The organism is Providencia sp. PROV122, assembly GCF_028482365.1.
In the GTDB taxonomy this organism is placed as follows: domain Bacteria; phylum Pseudomonadota; class Gammaproteobacteria; order Enterobacterales; family Enterobacteriaceae; genus Providencia; species Providencia stuartii.
The window spans coordinates 312320-334694 of record NZ_JAMPQI010000001.1 but is presented as its reverse complement, the minus strand read 5'-3'; the positions used below and the strand labels follow the sequence as shown (position 1 = coordinate 334694).

The 22375-nt window shown below is 41.4% G+C and carries 18 protein-coding genes; 8 read left to right on the top strand and 10 right to left on the bottom strand.

Annotated features, from left to right (window positions below):
* Positions 1 to 181: 181 nt before the first annotated feature.
* The 5 genes from lpdA to nadC form a co-directional block, all read right to left on the bottom strand.
* Positions 182 to 1609, bottom strand: a complete 1428-nt coding sequence (gene lpdA / locus PSE69_RS01455; RefSeq protein ID WP_014656403.1) for a dihydrolipoyl dehydrogenase — start codon at positions 1607 to 1609, stop codon at positions 182 to 184.
* Positions 1610 to 1813: 204 nt separating this feature from the next.
* Positions 1814 to 3685, bottom strand: a complete 1872-nt coding sequence (aceF, locus tag PSE69_RS01450; protein ID WP_121874991.1) for a pyruvate dehydrogenase complex dihydrolipoyllysine-residue acetyltransferase — start codon at positions 3683 to 3685, stop codon at positions 1814 to 1816.
* A 13-nt stretch (positions 3686 to 3698) separates the two neighbouring features.
* On the bottom strand, positions 3699 to 6365 hold the full coding sequence (gene aceE / locus PSE69_RS01445; protein WP_004921831.1) for a pyruvate dehydrogenase (acetyl-transferring), homodimeric type: 2667 nt from the start codon (positions 6363 to 6365) through the stop codon (positions 3699 to 3701).
* Between the two features lie 165 nt (positions 6366 to 6530).
* Positions 6531 to 7301: a pyruvate dehydrogenase complex transcriptional repressor PdhR gene (gene pdhR / locus PSE69_RS01440; RefSeq protein ID WP_014656406.1), complete on the bottom strand. Its 771-nt coding sequence runs from the start codon at positions 7299 to 7301 to the stop codon at positions 6531 to 6533.
* Positions 7302 to 8351: 1050 nt separating this feature from the next.
* Positions 8352 to 9251: a carboxylating nicotinate-nucleotide diphosphorylase gene (nadC, locus tag PSE69_RS01435; protein ID WP_004921849.1), complete on the bottom strand. Its 900-nt coding sequence runs from the start codon at positions 9249 to 9251 to the stop codon at positions 8352 to 8354.
* A 259-nt stretch (positions 9252 to 9510) separates the two neighbouring features.
* On the opposite strand from nadC, the gene ampD reads away from it, so the two are divergent.
* The 7 genes from ampD (at position 9511) to yacG (ending at position 15383) form a co-directional block, all read left to right on the top strand.
* Positions 9511 to 10059 carry a 1,6-anhydro-N-acetylmuramyl-L-alanine amidase AmpD gene (ampD, locus tag PSE69_RS01430; RefSeq protein WP_116820419.1) on the top strand — a complete coding sequence of 183 codons (549 nt, stop codon included), beginning with the start codon at positions 9511 to 9513 and terminating at the stop codon, positions 10057 to 10059.
* A 553-nt stretch (positions 10060 to 10612) separates the two neighbouring features.
* The gene (ppdD, locus tag PSE69_RS01425) at positions 10613 to 11038 is read left to right on the top strand and encodes a prepilin peptidase-dependent pilin (protein WP_004921858.1); all 426 of its coding nucleotides are present in this window, start codon (positions 10613 to 10615) and stop codon (positions 11036 to 11038) included.
* 14 nt (positions 11039 to 11052) lie between these two features.
* Complete coding sequence (locus PSE69_RS01420) at positions 11053 to 12453, top strand: ATPase, T2SS/T4P/T4SS family (protein ID WP_004921861.1); 1401 nt, start codon at positions 11053 to 11055, stop codon at positions 12451 to 12453.
* Positions 12453 to 13640 carry a type II secretion system F family protein gene (locus PSE69_RS01415; protein ID WP_004921863.1) on the top strand — a complete coding sequence of 396 codons (1188 nt, stop codon included), beginning with the start codon at positions 12453 to 12455 and terminating at the stop codon, positions 13638 to 13640. The genes PSE69_RS01420 and PSE69_RS01415 overlap by 1 nt, the downstream gene beginning before the upstream one ends.
* Positions 13641 to 13795: 155 nt before the next feature.
* Positions 13796 to 14401: a dephospho-CoA kinase gene (coaE, locus tag PSE69_RS01410; protein ID WP_014656411.1), complete on the top strand. Its 606-nt coding sequence runs from the start codon at positions 13796 to 13798 to the stop codon at positions 14399 to 14401.
* A 9-nt stretch (positions 14402 to 14410) separates the two neighbouring features.
* A complete protein-coding gene (gene zapD, locus PSE69_RS01405; protein ID WP_004921870.1) occupies positions 14411 to 15169 on the top strand; it encodes a cell division protein ZapD in 759 nt (252 codons plus the stop codon).
* A gap of 16 nt (positions 15170 to 15185) precedes the next feature.
* Entirely contained in the window at positions 15186 to 15383 is a 198-nt protein-coding gene (yacG, locus tag PSE69_RS01400) for a DNA gyrase inhibitor YacG (protein ID WP_004921873.1), read from the top strand.
* Between the two features lie 189 nt (positions 15384 to 15572).
* Here the strand turns inward: yacG and mutT are convergent, their stop codons facing one another.
* The 3 genes from mutT to secM all read right to left on the bottom strand — a co-directional run bounded on the left by mutT (position 15573) and on the right by secM (position 19373).
* Positions 15573 to 15977, bottom strand: a complete 405-nt coding sequence (gene mutT, locus PSE69_RS01395; protein WP_041705387.1) for an 8-oxo-dGTP diphosphatase MutT — start codon at positions 15975 to 15977, stop codon at positions 15573 to 15575.
* A gap of 53 nt (positions 15978 to 16030) precedes the next feature.
* Positions 16031 to 18742 (bottom strand): preprotein translocase subunit SecA, encoded by a 2712-nt coding sequence (secA, locus tag PSE69_RS01390; protein WP_004921881.1) that lies wholly within the window; start codon positions 18740 to 18742, stop codon positions 16031 to 16033.
* Between the two features lie 103 nt (positions 18743 to 18845).
* Complete coding sequence (gene secM / locus PSE69_RS01385) at positions 18846 to 19373, bottom strand: secA translation cis-regulator SecM (protein ID WP_014656414.1); 528 nt, start codon at positions 19371 to 19373, stop codon at positions 18846 to 18848.
* Between the two features lie 211 nt (positions 19374 to 19584).
* Here secM and PSE69_RS01380 point away from each other — a divergent pair, with 211 nt between their 5' ends.
* Positions 19585 to 20106, top strand: a complete 522-nt coding sequence (locus tag PSE69_RS01380; RefSeq protein ID WP_004921887.1) for a DUF721 domain-containing protein — start codon at positions 19585 to 19587, stop codon at positions 20104 to 20106.
* A 63-nt stretch (positions 20107 to 20169) separates the two neighbouring features.
* Here PSE69_RS01380 and lpxC read toward each other — a convergent pair whose 3' ends face one another.
* Positions 20170 to 21087 (bottom strand): UDP-3-O-acyl-N-acetylglucosamine deacetylase, encoded by a 918-nt coding sequence (lpxC, locus tag PSE69_RS01375; protein ID WP_004921892.1) that lies wholly within the window; start codon positions 21085 to 21087, stop codon positions 20170 to 20172.
* A gap of 100 nt (positions 21088 to 21187) precedes the next feature.
* On the bottom strand, positions 21188 to 22348 hold the full coding sequence (gene ftsZ, locus PSE69_RS01370) for a cell division protein FtsZ (protein WP_014656415.1): 1161 nt from the start codon (positions 22346 to 22348) through the stop codon (positions 21188 to 21190).
* Positions 22349 to 22375: the final 27 nt, after the last annotated feature.

The window sequence follows — 22375 nt, the reverse complement described above, 5'->3', positions numbered from 1 at the left end:
CATTATTGTTGATAATTTTTTCCTTAAGAATATAAACACAACTTAAATAAGAGGATAAATATATATGACTCTCTGCTTATATTTGAAAAAGTAAAAAGCCAATGTGTTTCCACATTGGCTTTATGCTCTTTGGTCATAAACAGCCAACTAGAGAGGCCGTTTATTAAGGCGACTTAAGAAATTATTTTTTCTTTTTCGCTTTTGCGTTTGGTAAGTCAGTGATGCTACCTTCAAAGACTTCCGCTGCCATACCAATTGATTCATACAGCGTTGGGTGAGCGTGGATAGTCAATGCGATATCTTCTGCGTCACAGCCCATTTCAATTGCAAGGCCAATTTCACCCAGAAGTTCACCACCATTAACACCGACAACAGCACCACCGATAATACGGTTAGATTGCTTGTCGAAAATCAGCTTAGTCATACCTTCTGCGCAGTCAGATGCAATCGCACGGCCTGATGCTGCCCATGGGAATGTTGCAACTTCATAGCTGATATTTTTCTCTTTCGCTTCTTTCTCAGTTAAACCAACCCAAGCCACTTCTGGCTCAGTGTAAGCGATTGATGGAATAACTTTTGGATCAAAGTAGTGTTTCAGGCCAGAGATAACTTCAGCCGCTACGTGACCTTCGTGAACACCTTTGTGCGCCAACATTGGCTGACCAACGATGTCACCAATTGCAAAAATGTGAGGTACATTAGTACGCATTTGCTTATCAACATGGATAAAGCCACGGTCATCAACCTCAACACCCGCTTTACCAGCATCAAGGTTTTTACCATTTGGAACACGACCAATCGCGACCAGAACTGCGTCATAACGTTGTGGTTCAGCAGGTGCTTTTTTACCTTCCATTGTGACATAAATACCATCTTCTTTTGCTTCAACGGCAGTCACTTTGGTTTCTAACAGTAAGTTAAATTTCTTGCTGATTTGTTTAGTGAAGACTTTAACCACATCTTTGTCAGCCGCAGGGATGACTTGGTCAAACATCTCAACAACATCAATCTGAGAACCCAGAGCATGATACACAGTACCCATTTCCAGACCGATGATACCACCACCCATAACAAGCAGACGCTCTGGAACTTCTTTTAGCTCTAACGCATCTGTCGAATCCCAAATACGTGGATCTTCATGAGGAATGAATGGTAACTGAATAGGACGTGAACCCGCAGCAATAATCGCATTATCAAAGTTGATAGTTGTGCTACCGTTTTCGCCTTCAACAACCAGTGTGTTAGCACCAGTAAATTTACCAAGACCGTTCACAACGTTTACTTTACGGCCTTTTGCCATACCAGCTAGACCACCAGTCAGCTGGTTAATCACTTTCTCTTTCCACAGGCGAACTTTAGAAATATCGGTTTTTGGCTCACCAAAAACAATACCATGTTCAGCCAACGCTTTAGCTTCTTCAATCACTTTAGCAACGTGCAATAGTGCTTTAGAAGGAATACAACCAACGTTCAAACAAACTCCACCCAGAGTTGAATAACGTTCTACTAAAACAGTATCTAAACCTAAGTCAGCGCAACGGAAAGCCGCAGAATACCCTGCAGGGCCTGCACCAAGTACCACTACTTGGGCTTTAATTTCAGTACTCATCATGACCTCTTTTTGTTTTGTCCAGCGGGGCAGCCGAAAAACGAATTATTCCACCGGAAAATACACACCGCGAGCAGTTTACAGAATTGTTAACATCCTGAAAAGGCTCATTACGTGACGTAACTCGCAACGTTTCGGATGAACAGTAAAAAATTCTGCCCCAGCCTAAATAAAACAGACCGGCTAATAAGCCGGCCTAATTTATTACATCACCAGTCGACGAATGTCGCTCATCAATTGACCTACTAGGGTGATGAAACGAGCACCATCAGCGCCGTCGATCACACGGTGGTCGAATGAAAGAGACATAGGCAACATCAGTCGAGGCACAAACTCACTACCATTCCAAACTGGTTTGATGGAAGAGCGAGATAGACCCATAATTGCAACTTCTGGTGCATTAACAATTGGTGCAAAACCAGTTGTTCCGATGCCACCAAGGCTAGAAATAGTGAAGCATCCACCTTGCATATCAGAAGCTGTTAATTTGCCTGCACGCGCTTTCTTAGAAACTTCCATCAGTTCGCGAGACAGTTCCATAATGCCTTTTTTGTTCACGTCTTTGATAACAGGAACAACTAGGCCATTTGGCGTATCAACCGCGATACCGATGTTGACATATTTCTTCATGAATAGGCGTTGGCCATCTTCAGAAATAGAGCTATTAAAACGAGGCATTTCTTCTAGCGCACGAGCAACAGCCTTCATCACAAACACCAGTGGCGTGATTTTAACACCGAGTTGTTTCTTCTCAGCTTCTTTGTTCTGCTGCTTACGGAAGTCTTCGACATCTGTAGTGTCGACTTCTTCCATCAACGTAACATGAGGGATCATCACCCAGTTACGGCTTAGGTTAGCACCAGAGATTTTTTGGATACGACCCAGTTCAACTTCTTCAACTTCACCGAACTTGCTGTAATCCACTTTTGGCCATGGCAACATGCCCGGTAAACCACCACCCGCAGCGGCTGGTGCTTCGGCACGCTTGATGGCGTCTTTAACGTAAGATTGTACGTCTTCGCGCAGAATACGACCTTTACGACCCGTTCCTTTTACTTTAGCAAGGTTAACACCAAACTCACGCGCTAAACGGCGGATGACTGGCGTTGCATGTACATAAGCGTCGTTTTCAACAAATTCATTTTTGCTATCAGCTGCTTTTGCTGGTGCTGGTGCTGGCGCCTGTGCGGCTGCCGGAGCGGAAGCGGCTGGCGCTGGTGACGCAGTTGGTGCCGATGCTGCTGGTGCTGCACCTGCAACTTCAAACGTCATGATCAGTGAACCTGTTTTCACTTTATCACCAGTGGCGATTTTGATCTCTTTCACGGTACCGGCAAAGGGTGCAGGAACTTCCATTGATGCTTTATCGCCTTCAACCGTAATGATTGATTGCTCAGCTGAAACAGTATCACCAACTTTCACCATAACCTCAGTGACTTCAACTTCATCACCACCGATGTCAGGTACATTAACATCTTTAATTGCCGAGGCTGCTGGCGCTGACGCAGGTGCCGATGCGGGTGCTGCTTCCGCTGCCGGTGCTGATCCTGCAACTTCAAAGACCATGATCAGTGAACCTGTTTTCACTTTATCACCAGTCGCAATCTTGATCTCTTTTACAGTACCAGCAAAGGGTGCAGGAACTTCCATGGAAGCTTTGTCACCTTCAACAGTGATCAGCGATTGCTCTTCTGCAACTGTATCACCTACTTTTACCATGATCTCCGTCACTTCGACTTCATCGCCGCCAATATCAGGGACAGACACTTCTTTCAGAGCTGCTGCTGTTGGGGCAGCGGCTGGTACCGCTGGTGCTTCTGCTGACGCAGCCGGAGCCGCGCCTTCTGCGGATTCAAAGACCATGATCAATTTGCCAGTGGTGACTTTATCACCTACTGCAATTTTAATTTCTTTAACCACACCTGCTTGTGGTGATGGGACTTCCATAGATGCTTTATCGCCTTCAACAGTGATCAGCGATTGCTCTGCTTCTACTTTATCACCAACTTTAACCATAACTTCGGTGACTTCAACTTCATCAGCACCGATATCAGGCACTTGGATTTCAATAGACATTGATTATTACCTCTTATGCCAGACGTGGGTTAACTTTTTCTGGGTTGATGTTGTATTTTTTAATCGCTTCTTCAACGACTTTAACATCAACTTCACCACGTTTAGCCAATTCACCTAACGCCGCAACGATTACATAAGATGTATCCACTTCAAAGTGGTGACGTAGGTTTTCACGGCTGTCAGAACGACCGAAACCATCAGTACCTAATACACGGTAATCGCTTGCTGGTACGTAAGTACGAATTTGTTCTGCAAACAGTTTCATATAGTCAGTTGATGCAACGGCTGGCGCATCATTCATTACCTGAGCAACATAAGGTACACGTGGTGCTTCAGAAGGATGCAGCATGTTCCAACGTTCACAATCTTGACCATCACGAGCCAATTCAGTGAATGAAGTAACGCTATACACATCAGAACCGATGCCATATTCCGCTGACAGAATGTTAGCTGCTTCGCGAACATGACGCATCATAGAACCAGAACCTAACAACTGAACTTTACCTTTGCTGCCTTCGATTGAATCCAGTTTATAAATACCTTTACGGATCCCCTCTTCAGCACCTTCAGGCATTGCAGGCATATGATAGTTTTCATTCAGAGTCGTGATGTAGTAGTACACGTTCTCTTGTTTTTCACCATACATACGCTCTAAACCATCCTGCATAATGACGGCAACTTCATAAGCATAAGCAGGGTCATAAGAGATACAGTTAGGGATAGTCAGTGATTGAATATGGCTATGACCATCTTCGTGTTGTAAGCCTTCACCATTTAAAGTTGTACGGCCTGAAGTACCACCAATCAAGAAACCACGAGCTTGCTGGTCACCCGCTGCCCACATTAGGTCGCCGATACGTTGGAAACCAAACATTGAGTAGTAAATGTAGAATGGGATCATCGGCAGGTTGTTTGTGCTGTATGATGTTGCAGCTGCTAACCATGATGAACCTGCACCTAGCTCGTTAATACCTTCTTGTAGGATCTGACCTTTAGAGTCTTCTTTATAGTAAGCCACTTGCTCACGATCCTGAGGCGTATACTGCTGACCTTTAGGGCTATAAATACCAATTTGACGGAACAAACCTTCCATACCGAAAGTACGAGCTTCGTCAGCAATGATTGGCACTAAACGGTCTTTGATAGAGTTGTTTTTCAACATCACGTTTAACGCACGAACAAATGCGATAGTGGTTGAAATTTCTTTTGATTGCTCTTCTAGCAATTGGCTGAAATCAGATAACGTAGGGATTTCTAATTTCTCATCAAAGTGCGTACGACGTGCTGGTAGATAACCACCTAGAGCTTGACGACGCTCATGCAGATATTTGTATTCTTCTGAATCTTTATCAAAAGTAATAAATGGCAGTTTTTCCAGTTGATCATCAGCCACAGGCACATTGAATTGATCACGGAAGTGACGAACACCGTCCATGTTCATTTTCTTCACTTGGTGCGCAATGTTCTTACCTTCAGCTGTTTCACCCATACCATAACCTTTGATGGTCTGAGCTAAAATAACAGTTGGCTTGCCTTTAGTTTCTGCTGCTTTTTTAAATGCGGCATACACTTTCTTCGGATCATGACCACCACGGTTCAGCGCCCAAATTTCGTCATCAGTCATGTCTTTAACTAATGCAGCAGTCTCTGGGTAACGATTGAAGAAGTGCTCACGAACGTACGCGCCATCACGTGATTTGAATGTTTGATAATCACCATCAAGGGTTTCGTTCATTAATTGAACCAGTTTGCCGCTAGTGTCTTTACGCAGCAACTCGTCCCAACGATCGCCCCACATAACTTTGATGACTTGCCAGCCTGCACCATTAAAGATACCTTCCAGCTCGTTGACAATTTTACCGTTACCTGTAACAGGGCCATCTAGACGCTGTAGGTTACAGTTAATCACGAATACAAGGTTATCTAGCTTATCGCGTGTCGCGATAGTGATAGCACCTTTAGATTCTGGCTCATCCATCTCACCATCGCCTAAGAAAGCGTACACTCTTTGAGCTGAAGTGTCTTTCAGGCCGCGGTTTTCAAGATATTTCAAGAATTTCGCTTGATAAATAGCATTTAGCGGACCAAGACCCATTGAGACAGTTGGGAATTGCCAGAAATCAGGCATTAATTTAGGGTGTGGATAAGAAGACAGACCTTTACCACCAATTTCTTGGCGGAAGTTATTCATCTGCTCTTCAGTTAAACGACCTTCCAAGAATGCGCGTGCGTAGATCCCTGGGGAGATATGACCTTGGAAAAAGACCAAGTCACCGCCATCATTGTTGTTATGAGCGCGGAAGAAATGGTTAAAACAGACTTCATATAAAGTTGCAGAAGACTGGTATGATGCCATATGGCCACCCAGCTCCAAGTCTTTTTTAGAAGCACGCAGTACAGTCATGACTGCGTTCCAACGAATTGCGGAGCGAATACGGCGCTCCAAATCCATGTTACCAGGGTATGCAGGCTCGTCTTCAACAGCAATAGTGTTGATATAATCAGAACTACCAGATGCACCAGCAGCAATGTTAACACCGCCTTTACGCGCTTCATTCAATACCTGTTCGATAATGAACTGAGCACGATCAACACCTTCTTCACGGATGACCGATTCAATCGCCTGTAGCCAGTCGCGAGTTTCAATCGGATCCACGTCATTTTTCAACATATCTGACATGGTGTATTCCTTATCTGTTATCTATTTTTTAATGTTTATGTGGAGCCTATCTTCGCGCTACTTTCTACAAAATAGCGAGAAGATAGGCCCTGCTGTTGTTGCCGCTAGAACTCTCACAGAGAGTAGTCACAGTAATGCAGACGCAGCAGTCAGTAATCTGCATTACTAATTTAATTCAGGATGTTGCTGCAACCTACGTAGAGAACGCTCCCGCCTTGTTTGTTCACGACTAATATCCAAAAGTAGCTCTTCAATAAAGGCTAAATGGCGATGGGAAGCCTCCCTTGCCTTCTCAGGCTCTCTTGCCATTATAGCGGAGAATATTTGAGCTCGATGTTCACTAACTGCTTTATACATTTCTTTGCGGGTATACAAAAACTCAAAGTTTTGACGAATATTCTGTTCCAACATTGGCACCATACAACGTAGCAAATGCAGTATCACCACATTATGCGCCGCTTCTGTGACAATCAGTTGATATTGCAAAACCGCATTTGATTCCGCATTAATATCGCCACTTTGTTGAGCTTTAATAATTAGCTCATAGCTTTGTCGAATTCGCTCCAAATCCTCATCCGTACCACGCAACGCCGCATAATAAGCAGCTATCCCTTCAAGGGCATGGCGTGTTTCAAGAAGATCAAATTGAGATTCGGGATTCCCCGTAAGAAGTTCAGTTAGTGGGTCGCTAAAACTTTGCCACATCTGTTTTTGAACAAAAGTTCCCCCACCTTGGCGGCGAGATAATAGACCTTTAGCTTCAAGAGTTTGGATAGCTTCACGCACTGATGGCCGAGAAACGTCGAACTGTTTTGCCAGCTCACGTTCAGGAGGCAGCTTTTCGCCGGGGCGCAATGTCCCTTCGAAAATAAGATGCTCGAGGCGCTGCTCAATAACATCTGATAATTTTGGTTGGCGAATTTTACCGTAAGCCATAACCTGCCATGATCGTTAGTGATTAATTATTGATTAGGTATTGCTCAGTGTTAATTGGTAATACCAATTTCTTTACGGATTAATAAAGTAACAAAGTATTCACTAACTGTCCATAAAGACCTTGAGCTAAATCATAAAATCCTGCAAATTTTAACAGATTTTTTTAAATTTTAGCATGTTTTGATAACTAATCCTCCGATTGCCAGCACGGTAATTTAACATTTGAAGCGAATTTCTATGCTATAAACACGCTAACTGAATCGATATAGCCAAACCATTAGTGTTTTAATATTCAATAATAACGAATAATAACCAAATTAGCTCACAATAACCGTTTCAAATGCAGATCCGCAAGGAGCAACCTTAACAATCTAGTTAAATATTCACGTCATTTGTTATTTTACGCAATGTAAGCGTTGTCTATATTCACCAAGATAGCAAGGCTACACGATATAAAAATCTGTAATCGGCTCATCTATCGATTAATGATGAGGTTACATCTTGATTAGACTCTAACTGCACTGCGTTTTATAGATAAAAATGTCTGGCTAATTAGTTGGAATGAATACACCTAGAATAGTTCAAAAAACAGCAAAGCGCCCTAGATGATACTACCTATACGAAAAAATAAGCCTGCCTCAACCTAGGAGGCCTACTAGCATGAGACGGCGATGCTCGCTTTCGCGGCCTATCGCTCCAATATTTATTTTCGTTAGCTAGTAATCAACAAGCTAATATCAAGGCCATACTCAAAACCCACCTTTCTGAGTAAAAAGCGTTGGCGTAGCACTCCCTCGTTTTAGCTTTATGCACAGCGTAATAAGGTGGATTTGTTAAGCTAACGGCTCTCAATTTTCATATTTGCTATTACTGCTGCCATACATGAATCAAGGCAAAATGCCCACTGTTGTGACTAAATAAACAGAAAATCTCTTCCCCCTTTCTTGTTATGAGAAAGGGGGAGTTATGATGGTTAATATTTATTCTGTTGTTGCTAAATGCGGCCATCATCGGGCACTAGGTTAGCGATGGGAGTCCTGGCTATATTGCTTATTTTTCTTCAATAAAACGCATTGAAAGATCCATCGCTCTAATATGTTTCGTCAATGCACCAACAGAAATGAAATCAACCCCAGTTTCCGCAAATTCTCTGATAGTATCTAATGTAACATCACCAGACACCTCGAGAGCGGCTTTACCCGCTGTCAGTACAACAGCCTCTTTCATCATCGTGACAGTGAAATTATCAAGCATAATAATGTCTGCATTCGCCTTTAATGCTTGAAGTAATTCAGTTAAATCTTCAACTTCAACCTCAATAGGAACTTCCGGATGAGCTTGCCTCGCTAACGCCACTGCTTGAGCAACAGAGCCTGCCGAAATGATATGGTTTTCTTTAATTAAATAAGCATCTGATAAACCAAGACGATGATTAAAACCCCCACCCATTAGTACCGCATATTTAAGAGCACTTCTTAAGCCGGGGATCGTTTTACGTGTATCTAATAATTTGGTTCTTGTGCCTTCAATTTTCGCCACATACTGAGCAGTTACAGTAGAAACAGAAGACAATGTCTGGATAAAGTTCAATGCCGTTCTTTCTCCAGTGAGTAATACTTGTGAAGGCCCTGACATTTCACAAAGCAGCTGATTTGGCGCAACCTTATCTCCATCATTCACATGCCATACAATGCTAACTTGCCCACCAAGCTGGCTAAAAACTTCTTCTAACCATTTTTGTCCACAAAAAACACCTTCTTCCCGTGTAATAATACGCGCTTTAGCTTGTGAAGTAGGTTGTAAAAGCTGCCCCGTAATATCTTGCTTAAAATCAACTGTTTGCCCAAGATCTTCTTTTAACGCGTGGCTTACTATAAATGGAATATCGCTATTTAACCTTTCAAGCAATAATTCACGTCTTTGTTCTTCGCTATAACGCCTCGTCGCCATCAATCCACTCCAATAAATTTATTGTGCCCATTGCCATCTATACCCATCATGTATCAAGCCTTATGGCGCACGTTATTCATCTTGCTATCGCCCAATCATCTAAGCTATTACAGTACATACAACTCAATGTGCTTGGGTATGAAAATAGAACCACCGCTACAAACATACATCTCGAATAATTTTGTGTATATGCTAATCTTCTCAACTCAAGATAACGAATATAAGCGAGTAATAAAACGGGAATACTATGCTACCAGAGATAAAAATACATAATGGCTGGCTACAAAATGTAACTCATATCCCTTCACCACACCATGATGAGCGCCCTGAGAACGTTATCCCTTCCCTGTTAGTTATCCATAATATTAGCTTACCCCCCGGCCAATTTGGTGGGCCTTATATCAACCAGCTTTTTACTGGAACACTCGACCCAACAGAGCATGCCTTTTTTGATGAAATCAAACACCTTCGTGTTTCAGCCCACTGTTTAATTCGCCGTGATGGCGAGATTATTCAATATGTTCCTTTTCATTTAAGAGCTTGGCACGCTGGGCAATCCCTTTATAAGGGTAGAGAAAAATGTAATGATTTTTCAATTGGGATCGAGCTTGAAGGCACGGATTTTGAGCCTTTCACGCCTTTACAATACAATTCGCTAGTAAAACTGACACATGCTCTTATTGAGCTATACCCTGAATTACAAGATAACATCACCGGTCACAGCGACATTGCCCCCGGCCGTAAAACAGATCCCGGCCCTTATTTTGATTGGCAACAATTCAAGGCTCTGTTAAAACATAAAAGATAATATAATTTATAGTGCAACCGACTTAACTGAGTGCCTTATCTCTGTTTAAACCTACTTTAGATGGACTCTTTTAAGTCTCTACAATGACTGCCCCTCGCCATAAACCGCGAAGCTTTCCACTTTTCGACCCGCAACTGCCGATATGACGGATAAGACTGCTCTTTGTCGGCTGATACGACAAGCTCAGCTATTGCCCCCTATAATTCCCTTATGCCGGATGTGGATTGTCAGTCATGTTCAACGATGGATTACTCTTTAAAGCCCTTTAGGTTTTTCGTCTTATATCCCAATCCACACTGCGCGAGGTTTATAGCATTCTCTCTAAAATAGCCCCTACTTCCCCCGCTTCTACTCATTAGTTTTATCATACTTTCTCATTAACTCGATATTTTATTGTCCACCATATTTACCTTTGCGAGTCTTCTCCCAAGAAAATGTAATACGATACATTTTTTATTTTAATTTTTCGTAGGTGCTCGTATGCAGGGTTTGAAGAGATTAAATAATCAAATGGAACAATTTAAGATACCTCCTCACTCAACAAGGAGGCTATATGAATCAACAAGGATTTTCTTTAATTGAAATAATGGTTGTCATTGCAATAATTTCTATATTAAGTGCTATTGCAATACCGGGATATCAAGGTTATATGCAAAAAGCGGCAATAACCGATGTATTACAAACAGTTTTACCATATAAGAATAATATTGAAATTTGTGCGTTTAATAAAGGCTCATTAACTGGCTGTAATGCAGGAAGTGAAAATATTCCTAATAATATAAAAGGAAAATATATCAAAACAATAGATGTAAAGTCAGGCATTATTAACTTTATAGCCGATAAGAGTCTTGCCAATCTCTCTGTGACTTTAACCCCAATTATCCCTACTGATAGTTCACCATTCCAATGGCAAGTAGCCTGCGAACATGATAGTGACAGTAAATTAAAAGCATTATGTGAAAATACCTTCATCTTTTAATATAAGGTAAGTTTATGAATAGCACCAGGGAAAGAGATTTTATATTTAAAGAATTAAAAAGTATTTGTGATAAACACTATATTATTATTGTTGATTACAATCATAAAAGATTATCTATAGGTGTACCTAAAAAGCCAGATGACAATATACTTGCTACTTTACGTTTTATTGCTAGCGTGCCGGTATGCTATGACATTTGGCCAAAAGAAAAGATTGATCATTACTTCAATAAAAAATATGAGGAGATCCAAGAGCCAGAAACAAACTATCAACCTAATGGCGCCGAGCAGCTAGATACACGTTCACCCGCCGTCGATTTTGTAGAGAATATGCTCAAAACAGCGGTAAGAAAACGCGCATCTGATATTCATATCGAACCATCAAAACAAGGGATAAAAATCCGTTTACGTGTAGATGGCAAGCTCTATTTTATTCCTTCACCACCTCTCGAAATCAATAATGAAATTATTGCTCGAATAAAAATAGTTGCCAAATTGAATATTGCAGAGAAGCGATTACCACAAGATGGGCAAATGAGTTGGCATTTCGAAGGGCATAATTACAGTATTCGCCTGTCAACGATACCAACATTATATGGTGAAAAATTGGTTCTACGGATACTTAGCACCCAGCTAAAGTATTCTATAGAACAAATAGGGATGCACAATAATTTGCTATTAAGTTTAAAAAAAGAGCTATTGCAACCACAGGGCTTAATTCTTGTCACAGGCCCGACTGGCAGTGGGAAAACCGTCACGCTCTATAGTGCATTAGAGTATCTCAACCAATCTTCACGTAACATATCTACCATTGAAGACCCTATTGAGATCCCACTATCTGGAATTAACCAAGTTCAAGTAAACGATAAATATGGCTTGAGTTTCGCTCACATACTAAGAGCCTTACTCCGGCAAGATCCTGATATTATCATGGTAGGAGAAATTCGAGATGAAGAAACGGCACAAATAGCAACCAGAGCCGCACAAACAGGCCATTTAGTCTTATCAACTCTACATACCAATTGCACATTTAGCGCCATTGAAAGGATGGCGCAATTAGGTGTGAGTCAATCCCAATTGAGTTCTTGCTTAAAAATGGTGATTGCACAAAGGCTGGTACGCCGATTATGCCCAAACTGTAAAGTCACACACCCTAAAAATACACAAATTAGCGACAATAAAACGATTAAAGAGTGGTCATCCACGGGATGTGATCTCTGTTTTGCAGGGTTTATGGGGAGAACCGCCATATATGAGTATCTAGGGCAAGATGCACTGACTGAGATTTTTCAGCATGGAAAACAATGTATCACTCATTTTCAAACACTTTTTCAGGATGGATTGAACTTAATTGAAGCAGGTGAAACCACATTACAAGAGCTCTATGCTATCACAGGAACAGGGGAGATTATTTAATGTTTATCTATTCTTATACTGCTTTATCTCATGACAATAATATTGTCCAAGATTTTATTATTTCTAAAAATAAAAAATCAGCCTTTATTGAACTCTTAGAAGCGGAACAAACTCCACTTCATATTCGTTTAAAAGCCATATTCATTCTCAACGCAGCCAATATTAACTACCGAACGCATTTTTTCTATCAACTAAATTCCCTCGTATCATCCGGTATTAATTTACTCCAAAGTCTATATATTTTGCAAAAAAACACACACTCACCATTTTGGCAAAAGATTATCACATCGACGATCACTGACTTAAAGAAAGGCAATCGGTTTTCTGATAGCTTAAGAAAACACCCTAACATCTTCACCCCCACCATAATCAGTTTAATAAGCGTCGCAGAAAAAACCGGAAATTATGAAAATAACTTTAAAATCATTGCAGGTATGCTAAAACACAATGAAGAGACAAAGAAAAAAATCACTAAGTCACTTAGATACCCTATTGTATTAACATTGTTTTCTATCGCATTAATCTTCATTATGTTGGTTTATGTGTTACCACAATTTGAAACTATTTATCAAAGTTTTCAACACGAGCTTCCTTTAATCACAAAAATCATGATCTATTTATCTAATTTGATCACTGATTATTTCCCTTATTTTTTACTTATAACGCTAATTATTTCATTACTGATTTGGAAATTTAAAGCGAATACCGTAAGACTCATTATTACGTTGCTATTTTATGTTCCACCTATCAAAAAATTAATCAAAAATAGTAACTTGAATATCTTTTTCTTAACCTTATCCTCAACACTCCAAGCGGGTTTGCCACTAACAGAATGTTTAAAATGTACAGCGGATACACTGCATAATCCGTTGTATAAAAAAGAAAGCCTTTCTGTATATCATGCTGTTTTAAAAGGGGAGTCATTATCTGCTGCCGTTAAAAACAGCGCTTTCTTTCCAAGTATTGTGCATCAGCTAATCGCTGTTGCAGAAGAGTCTGGTCAGCTTCCTCACTTCTTACAGTATTTATTTACACATTTTTCAACGCAACATACTAGCTTAACTGAAAAGTCATTAAAGAATCTCGAACCTATCTTACTATTGCTAATGGCATTCCTCGTTGGAACTATTATGGTGGCAATGTACCTCCCTATCTTCAATTTAGGAAATGTTATAACAGGGATTTAATGGCTTAATTATAGGATAGCATTTTGCCTATTTATGCTATAAAACTACTTGCGGATGTTAAGATCAGTAAACCTACCGTGCGTATTATCTTGTGAGTGAAGACAAATCAAAAAAATCCGTGTAACCTACTATTTTTCAATAGAATGAAGAAGAATATGAGCTATATTGTTGCATTAACAGGGGGGATCGGTAGCGGTAAAACAACCGTTGCGAATCACTTTGCCAAGCTAGGAATACCGCTAGTTGATGCTGATATTATTGCCAGAAAAGTCGTCGAGCCTGGCTCACCAGCCCTTGAAGCTATCGCCTCTCGTTATGGCGCAGACATTATTCAACCTGATGGCTCTCTCAATCGACAACGTCTTAGGGAAATTATTTTTTCTGATGTCGCCGAGAAACAATGGCTAAATGCCCTACTTCATCCCTTAATTCATCAAGAAACACAACAACAATTACAGCAGGCCGATAGCCCTTATGTGTTATGGGTTGTACCTCTGTTATTTGAAAATAAACTCGCTCATCTTGCCAATCGGGTGCTGGTTATTGATGTCACCCCTGAAGAACAAATTTTACGCACGGTACAAAGAGACAATGTGAGTGAAGAGCATGTAGTGAATATTTTGAAAGCCCAAACCAGCAGAGAAAACCGTTTACTACAAGCTGATGATGTTATTACAAACCATGATGGTGAATTAAACATAGCTGAAAAGGTAGCCACATTGCACGAAAAGTATATGACGTTAGCACAACAGCAAAAATAGGAAATAAATATGAGTGAATCAAACACTGTAAACTTCGTCACTTACGAGTATCCATTGAATGAAAAAATTCGCTCATGGTTAAGGCTCGAAACACTATTACAACAGGTTTATGAGCTTAGTCACATTACATCCTATACCTCTGGTATTGCCTTTTTCCGCTCAGTTTCAGAATTAATTGAAATCCTTGATAGAGGTGAAGTACGCTCTGATCTGATCAAAGAGCTAGAAAAACAGCGTAAGCGTTTAGCTGCATGGGCCGAGGCTCCAAATGCAGACAACCAGTTGATCTCAACACTTCTTGATGATCTTGCGGCTAAGATTACCAATATCACCGCGGCGCCTAGATTTGGTCAACAATTACGAAATGACAAAATTATTAGTATGGTGCGCCAGCGCTTAAGTATCCCTGGTGGATGCTGTAGTTTCGATCTGCCCACATTACAGTTATGGCTTCATATGCCACAAGAACAAAAAGATCAGGCTATTAGCGAGTGGCTAAAGAGTCTCATGCCACTCAAAGATGCATTAGATACTATCTTGAACTTAATCCGCCACGCAGGCGCTTTTGAGCTAAAAGAGTGCCATAATGGTTTTTATCAAGATAGTGTTGAAGACAAAGAGTTATTAAGAGTGAAGTTATCCAGCGATAAATTAATTTTCCCTCAGATTTCAGGTCATAAAACGCGATTTGCTATCCGTTTTCTTCACATTGACAGTGAAAATGGTATTGTACCCACAACGATGGCCTTTGAATTATCCTGCTGCTAATAAGGGGTAGTAATAAATGACTGAGAAAATTGAAGTTAATTGTCCAACTTGCCAAAAAGTTGTGGTCTGGGGTGAAGAAAGCCCTTATCGGCCCTTTTGCAGTAAACGCTGTCAGCTCATTGACCTAGGTGAATGGGCTGCTGAAGAAAAGCGTATTACCAGCCAAGGGGATATTTCTGACAGCGATAACTGGAGCGAACAACCCGACCAGTAGCAACATGAATGATGAGCTTTATATCCCAATCATTCCTCTGAGATAGATTGAGATATAAAGCATTTTTGATAAATATCCTGCTGCTATAAGCTAGTAATGATATTTTTCTACACGAACAAGAAAACATTAATATGGCTGTTTACCTTGGGATACGGCCCCGGTTTATCGTCAACAACCCCTAACTTAATCTCAGTGAATATCTTCTGCGTTTAACATATCAATAATCACTCGGTTAGCTGGAGGAAATTCACTTGCGACCAAGTCTTTTTGATCGACCCAACGCCCTTTTTGTCCCTCTTTCCCATAAGGTTCATTTTCCCAAGCTGAAACCATAAAGAAGTATAAAGTGACATAACGTTCATCAAATTCGTGTTCGACACAATGAAAAAGCTCACATTCAGTGACGATAATGCCAACTTCTTCTTCTAGTTCACGGATAAGTGCATCTTGCGGTTGTTCGCCGTTTTCCAGTTTTCCCCCGGGAAATTCCCAAAAACCGGCCATATGCGTTCCACTTGGACGCTCTGTAATAAATATTTTTTGCGCGTTATTACGAATAATTCCAGCAGCGATATAAAGGTGTTTTTTTTCCATAATTTCTTCGTTAAAAAGGCGGGTTACCCCGCCTTGTTTGATGTAATAATTAATTATTTTAACCGACCATGACACTGTTTGTATTTTTTACCTGAACCACAAGGACATGGGTCATTACGACCAATTTTATGACCTTGTGTTGCTATTTGCGCTTCCGCTTCAGACATCAATGATTCAGCGCCAGCTTCATGGCTTAACTGTTGTCTTCTTGCTAAACGCTCAGCTTCTTCTTTACGTTGTTGCTCTAAAGCTTCAACTTCTTCAGGCAAACGAACTTGCACTTTAGAAAGTGTACTGATTACTTCATATTTTAACGATTCAAGCATATTCGCGAACATGTTGAAAGATTCACGTTTATATTCTTGTTTCGGATCTTTTTGTGCGTAACCACGTAAATGGATACCTTGGCGTAAATAGTCCATCGAAGCTAAGTGTTCTTTCCACAACGTATCTAACGTTTGTAGCATGACACCTTTTTCAAAGTTACGCATCATTTCTGCGCCAACAATCTCTTCTTTCTTCTGATAGACTTCGATGGCTTTTTCCATTATACGCTCACGAAGCGTTTCTTCATGTAACTCTGGTTCTTTATCCAGCCACTCTTTAATGGGTAAATCTAAATCAAAGTCACTCACCAGTCGTTTTTGTAGGCCTTCAATATCCCACATTTCTTCTAGTGATTGCGGTGGAATATAAGTATCGATTGTTGCCGTAAAGACATCTTCACGAATGCTATCCACGGTTTCTTTAATGTCACCACCATCGAGCAATTCGTTACGCTGACTATAAATAGCACGACGTTGGTCACTCGCAACATCATCGTACTCAAGAAGTTGCTTACGAATATCAAAGTTACGGTTTTCTACTTTACGCTGTGCATTAGCAATCGCTTTGGTTACCCATGGATGCTCAATCGCCTCACCAGGTTTCATACCTAATTTACGCATCATGCCTGTGACACGATCAGACGCAAAAATACGCATAAGCGCATCTTCCATTGATAAGTAGAAGCGAGAAGAACCGGCATCCCCTTGACGACCCGCACGACCACGTAACTGGTTATCAATACGGCGGGATTCATGGCGCTCTGTACCAATGATATGCAAACCACCCGCGGCAAGAACGGCATCATGGCGCTCTTTCCAACGTGCTTTAATTTCATCGATTTGCTCTTGAGTTGGCGATTCTAAAGCAGCAACTTCTGTCTGCCAGCTACCACCTAACATAATATCGGTACCACGACCTGCCATGTTAGTCGCGATAGTTACTGCTCCCGCTTGACCCGCGTTTGCAACAATATCTGCTTCTAAGGCGTGGAATTTAGCATTCAATACGTTATGCTCAATTTTTGCTTTTTTAAGCGCGTTAGAAATTAACTCTGACTTTTCAATTGAGATTGTACCGACCAGAACAGGCTGACCATTTTGTGTTCTTTCACGAATATCTTCGATAATAGCCGCAAATTTATCTGTTTCTGTCATATAAACCAGATCAGGTAAATCTTTACGGATCATTGGACGGTTAGTTGGAATAACAATCGTATCGAGTTTATAGATAGAACTAAATTCAAATGCTTCGGTATCCGCTGTACCTGTCATACCAGCAAGTTTTTCGTACAAACGGAAATAGTTTTGGAATGTAATCGATGCCAATGTTTGGTTTTCGTTTTGGATCTCAACACCTTCTTTGGCTTCAACAGCTTGGTGCAAACCATCTGACCAACGACGCCCTTCCATTGTACGACCTGTATGTTCGTCAACAATGATAACTTGACCATCTTTAACGATATAGTCGACATCCAAAGTAAACAGCGCATGCGCACGTAGGCCGGCCATAACATGGTGCATCAACATAATGTTAGATGGCGAATAGAGTGATTCCCCCTCTTCCATTAAGCCTGCTTCTGTCAGCAGCTGCTCAATCAGCACCAAGCCGCGTTCAGTCAGCGTAACTTGACGTGATTTTTCATCAACAGAGAAGTGACCTTCGCCTTGGAAAGTGTCTGAATCTTCTTTTTCTTGACGCACTAGCTTAGGAATTAATTTATCGACTTTTTTATACAGCTCTGAACTGTCTTCAGCAGGGCCTGAAATAATCAGTGGGGTACGAGCTTCGTCGATAAGAATGGAGTCAACCTCATCCACTAACGCATAATGAAGTTTACGCTGTACGCGCTCCTCTGGGCTAAATGCCATGTTATCACGTAGATAGTCGAAACCGAATTCGTTGTTAGTTCCGTAAGTGATGTCAGCCGCATAAGCCTCACGTTTCAGCGCAGCAGGCATACCCGGAAGGTTGATACCAACGGTTAAACCTAAAAATTCAAATAAAGGACGGTTATTTTCGGCGTCACGCTTAGCTAAGTAGTCGTTTACTGTAACAACGTGAACCCCTTTACCCGTTAAGGCATTCAAGTAAGCTGGCAATGTCGCGGTAAGTGTTTTACCTTCACCTGTACGCATCTCAGCGATACAACGTTCATTCAGAACCATACCACCAATCAACTGTACGTCGAAATGGCGCATACCGAAAACACGTTTACTGGCTTCACGCACTGTCGCAAACGCTTCTGGGATCAAGCTTTCGAGACTTTCATTCTTGCTTAGGCGATCACGAAATTCCTGCGTTTTTGCCTTAAGCTCATCATCGCTCAATTTTTCAAATTCAGGCTCAAGACGATTGATTTTTTCAACCTCTTTACGCAAGCGACGTAGAGTACGATCATTACGACTACCAAAAACCTTGGTTAATAATTTTGTTAACATATTGATATATTCTCAGGTAATTCAGTTAATTACTAAATAGTAAAACCCTGTATTTTGAATAAATACAGTGCATCTCGAACAGATGCTTAAATAAAACTAACAATTAACTGAAAGCAGGGCCCGCACGGATACCATGTACCTGAGCAACCCAAATAGCGGGTTGGTATGCAACGAAATGAGGGTAAGCATAGTGATCAGTTTGATCGAAACTATCACTCCATTGAAGTGAACGTTGTGCCAACATGGCATACAACGTATCAAGCATGACTTGAGGTGCTAACAGTGGCCCTTTTTTTTCATCTTGTTGATTTGCATCATCATCTTCAGAGATTGAAAAAGCGAATGTTAATTGCCTAATCACATTCCTGACCGCATGCTGCTGCCAGTAATTCACGGAATAAGAAGATGATGATGAGGAGCGCTGAGGGCTTTGCTGAGCAAATAAATTATCAAACGCATTAACCGCTTGGTTTTGGCGATTAATTGAAGAGGAGTTGAACTGCGTTTGCTGAGCATCAGATAACGCATTTAAAATCCCAGGCATGCCAATGCTCGTAGCCACAACCCCTAGTAAAAGGTGCGGCCAAAAGTATTTTATACCAAATTGTCGCCAAAGATTTAAAATGCCCATCAAAGTCTTATATTATATTTCTAATATACCATTCTTATTCATGATTGCTTAACAGCATGCCAACCATACCCGCTTGCTATAACTCACCAATCTCTATGATTGTGGCCCTTGTTGGCGCGATTTTCTCAAACACCCAACAGCACCTTGCTACAGCCTTGGTAATTTAGAGTATACTTAGATACTAAACCTACCTATTTAGACGGAGCTAACAATGAGAGATAGCCACCCACAAGCTTTGTTCGATGTTCTTGAGGAGTCACTCGCCAAAACGCGCAGCCCCTTGCTCACCATTCAACGTAATGCTATCGCGATTAATAAACTAAACAAAGCCGTTAAAGCACTGCTGCCAAGCGAATTAAAACCCATGTGCCGCGTAGCAAACTACCGTAATTGCATTTTGGTTATCGAAGTTGCTAACGCAAGTTGGATGACGCGACTGAATTACGAAAAACTTCAGCTACTTTCTGCATTACGAAACTCTATTCTACCATCTTTATCTTCTATAGACATCAGAATCAATCCCGTTCTCATGCGAAAAAAGGCTGAAAATAGCTCACTGAATAATCAAACAGCTAAAACTGCTCAGGTTGCGAATAAACGTAAGATCAGTACAGAAACGGCAAAACAACTTTTGCATTTAGCGGAGAATAGTCCGAAGAGATTAAAAGAGAGATTAGAGCGGCTGGCTGCACTGGCCGGAGAGAGTACCAGTACAACCAACAGAAAAGACTAACACATCATTATATATGTGGTAGTAATATCACTGCTTACTCAACACTGACTATTATCAGTGTGATTAGGCGTAAACAGTTGAAGGTGCTTTGAATGCCACCGGCAATTCAGCTTCATCTTCAAATGTGACCAGATCCCAAGCAGATTCTTTTGCTAATACCGCTTGTAGAAGTTTGTTATTCAATGCGTGGCCTGACTTGTATGCAGTAAATGCACCAATAATATTATGTCCACACATGAATAGGTCACCAATAGCGTCGAGAGTTTTGTGACGAACGAATTCATCTTCAAAACGTAGGCCATCTTCGTTGAGTACACGATAGTCATCAACAACGATAGCGCAATCGAAGCTACCACCTAAGCATAAGCCTTGGGATTGCAGATATTCAATATCACGCATAAAACCAAATGTACGCGCACGACTAATTTGGCGCACAAACGCTTCTGCTGAAAAATCCAGCTTATAACGTTGAGTGCTGCTATCAATCGCTGGGTGATTAAAGTCAATGGTAAAATCTAGGCTAAAACCATTGTATGGTGCAAATTCTGCCCATTTATCACCATCTTCTACACGTACTTTCTCTTTTATACGTAAGAATTTTTTCGCACTGTTCAATTCTTCAATACCAGCATCTAGTAATAAGAAAACGAACGGTGCTGCACTGCCATCCATGATCGGGATTTCAGGCGCATTGACTTCAATAACAATGTTATCGATACCTAATCCTGCCAAAGCAGCATTCAGATGCTCTACGGTCGAAATACGCACGTTGTCTTCGTTGACTAAGCAAGTACATAACATGGTATCGCGGACAGACTTAGCATCAGCCGGAAAATCAACCGGAGGATTTAGGTCAGTACGACGGTAGATGACCCCGGTGTTTGCCGCCGCTGGACGCAGAGTAAGCGTGACTTTTTTGCCGGTATGTAAACCAACACCAGTCGCTTCAACTATACGTTTAAGTGTCCTTTGTTTGATCATCGTATTTTTCTCGCAATGTTATCCGTCCTGCTGATTATCTTACTAGATAACCAGCGGGAAAGTTTAGCACAAAAAGCGGAGAATCCAATATTAATTAAAATTAATCGGCCTGTTTACGCAAAAATGCCGGAATATCTAAGTAATCAGGTTCTTTATTCGCTTGCGTATTTTGGTCATTCACCGCTTTCGCAGCAACTGGTTTTTCCTCTGTCAGAGAAGACATGCTATTTTGCATTTGCTGATAACGCTGCTCCATAGACGCTTGCTGTGACATCTTGTTATTCACCAGAGTGATTTCAGGGCGTTTGTCCATACCGATACCGGTAGCCACGACAGTCACGCGCAATTCATCATTCATCTCAGGGTCAAGTGATGTACCAATTACGACGGTTGCATTATCAGATGCGAATGCGCGGATGGTATTACCCACCGTTTCAAACTCATCCAAACGCAGGTCGAAACCAGCGGTAATGTTGACAAGAACACCACGTGCGCCAGACAGATCGATATCTTCCAACAGTGGACTTGAAATTGCCATTTCAGCCGCTTCTTCAGCACGATCTTCACCACGAGCCACACCGGACCCCATCATTGCGTAGCCCATCTCTGACATCACAGTACGTACGTCAGCAAAGTCCACGTTCATCAGACCTGGGCGTGTGATCAATTCCGCAATACCTTGAACAGCGCCTTTCAGTACATCGTTAGCAGCGCCAAATGCATCAAGTAAAGAGATACCACGACCCAAGACTTTTAATAATTTATCATTTGGAATCGTAATCAATGAGTCAACATGCTTAGATAGCTCAGTGATACCAGATTCCGCAAATGCCATGCGCTTTTTGCCTTCAAAGTTGAATGGCTTAGTCACAACAGCAACTGTTAAGATGCCCAGCTCTTTGGCAACCTCAGCCACAACTGGGGCAGCACCTGTACCTGTACCACCACCCATACCAGCTGCAATAAAGACCATGTCAGCACCTTCAAGTGCATTACGTAAAGCTTCACGATCTTCTTCAGCGGCATTGCGACCGACTTCTGGGTTTGCACCCGCGCCAAGGCCTTTAGTGATACCAGTACCGATCTGGATTGTTTGTCCGACTGCAGTTTTACGCAGTGCCTGTGCATCAGTATTGACGGCGAAGAATTCCACGCCTTCAATACGTTCCCGCACCATGTGTTCAACGGCGTTACCGCCGCCGCCACCAACGCCGATGACTTTAATCACCGCATCGTTGGTTAGCTCCATTGGTTCAAACATAATGTCTCTCCGTTTTGTGCTTTACTT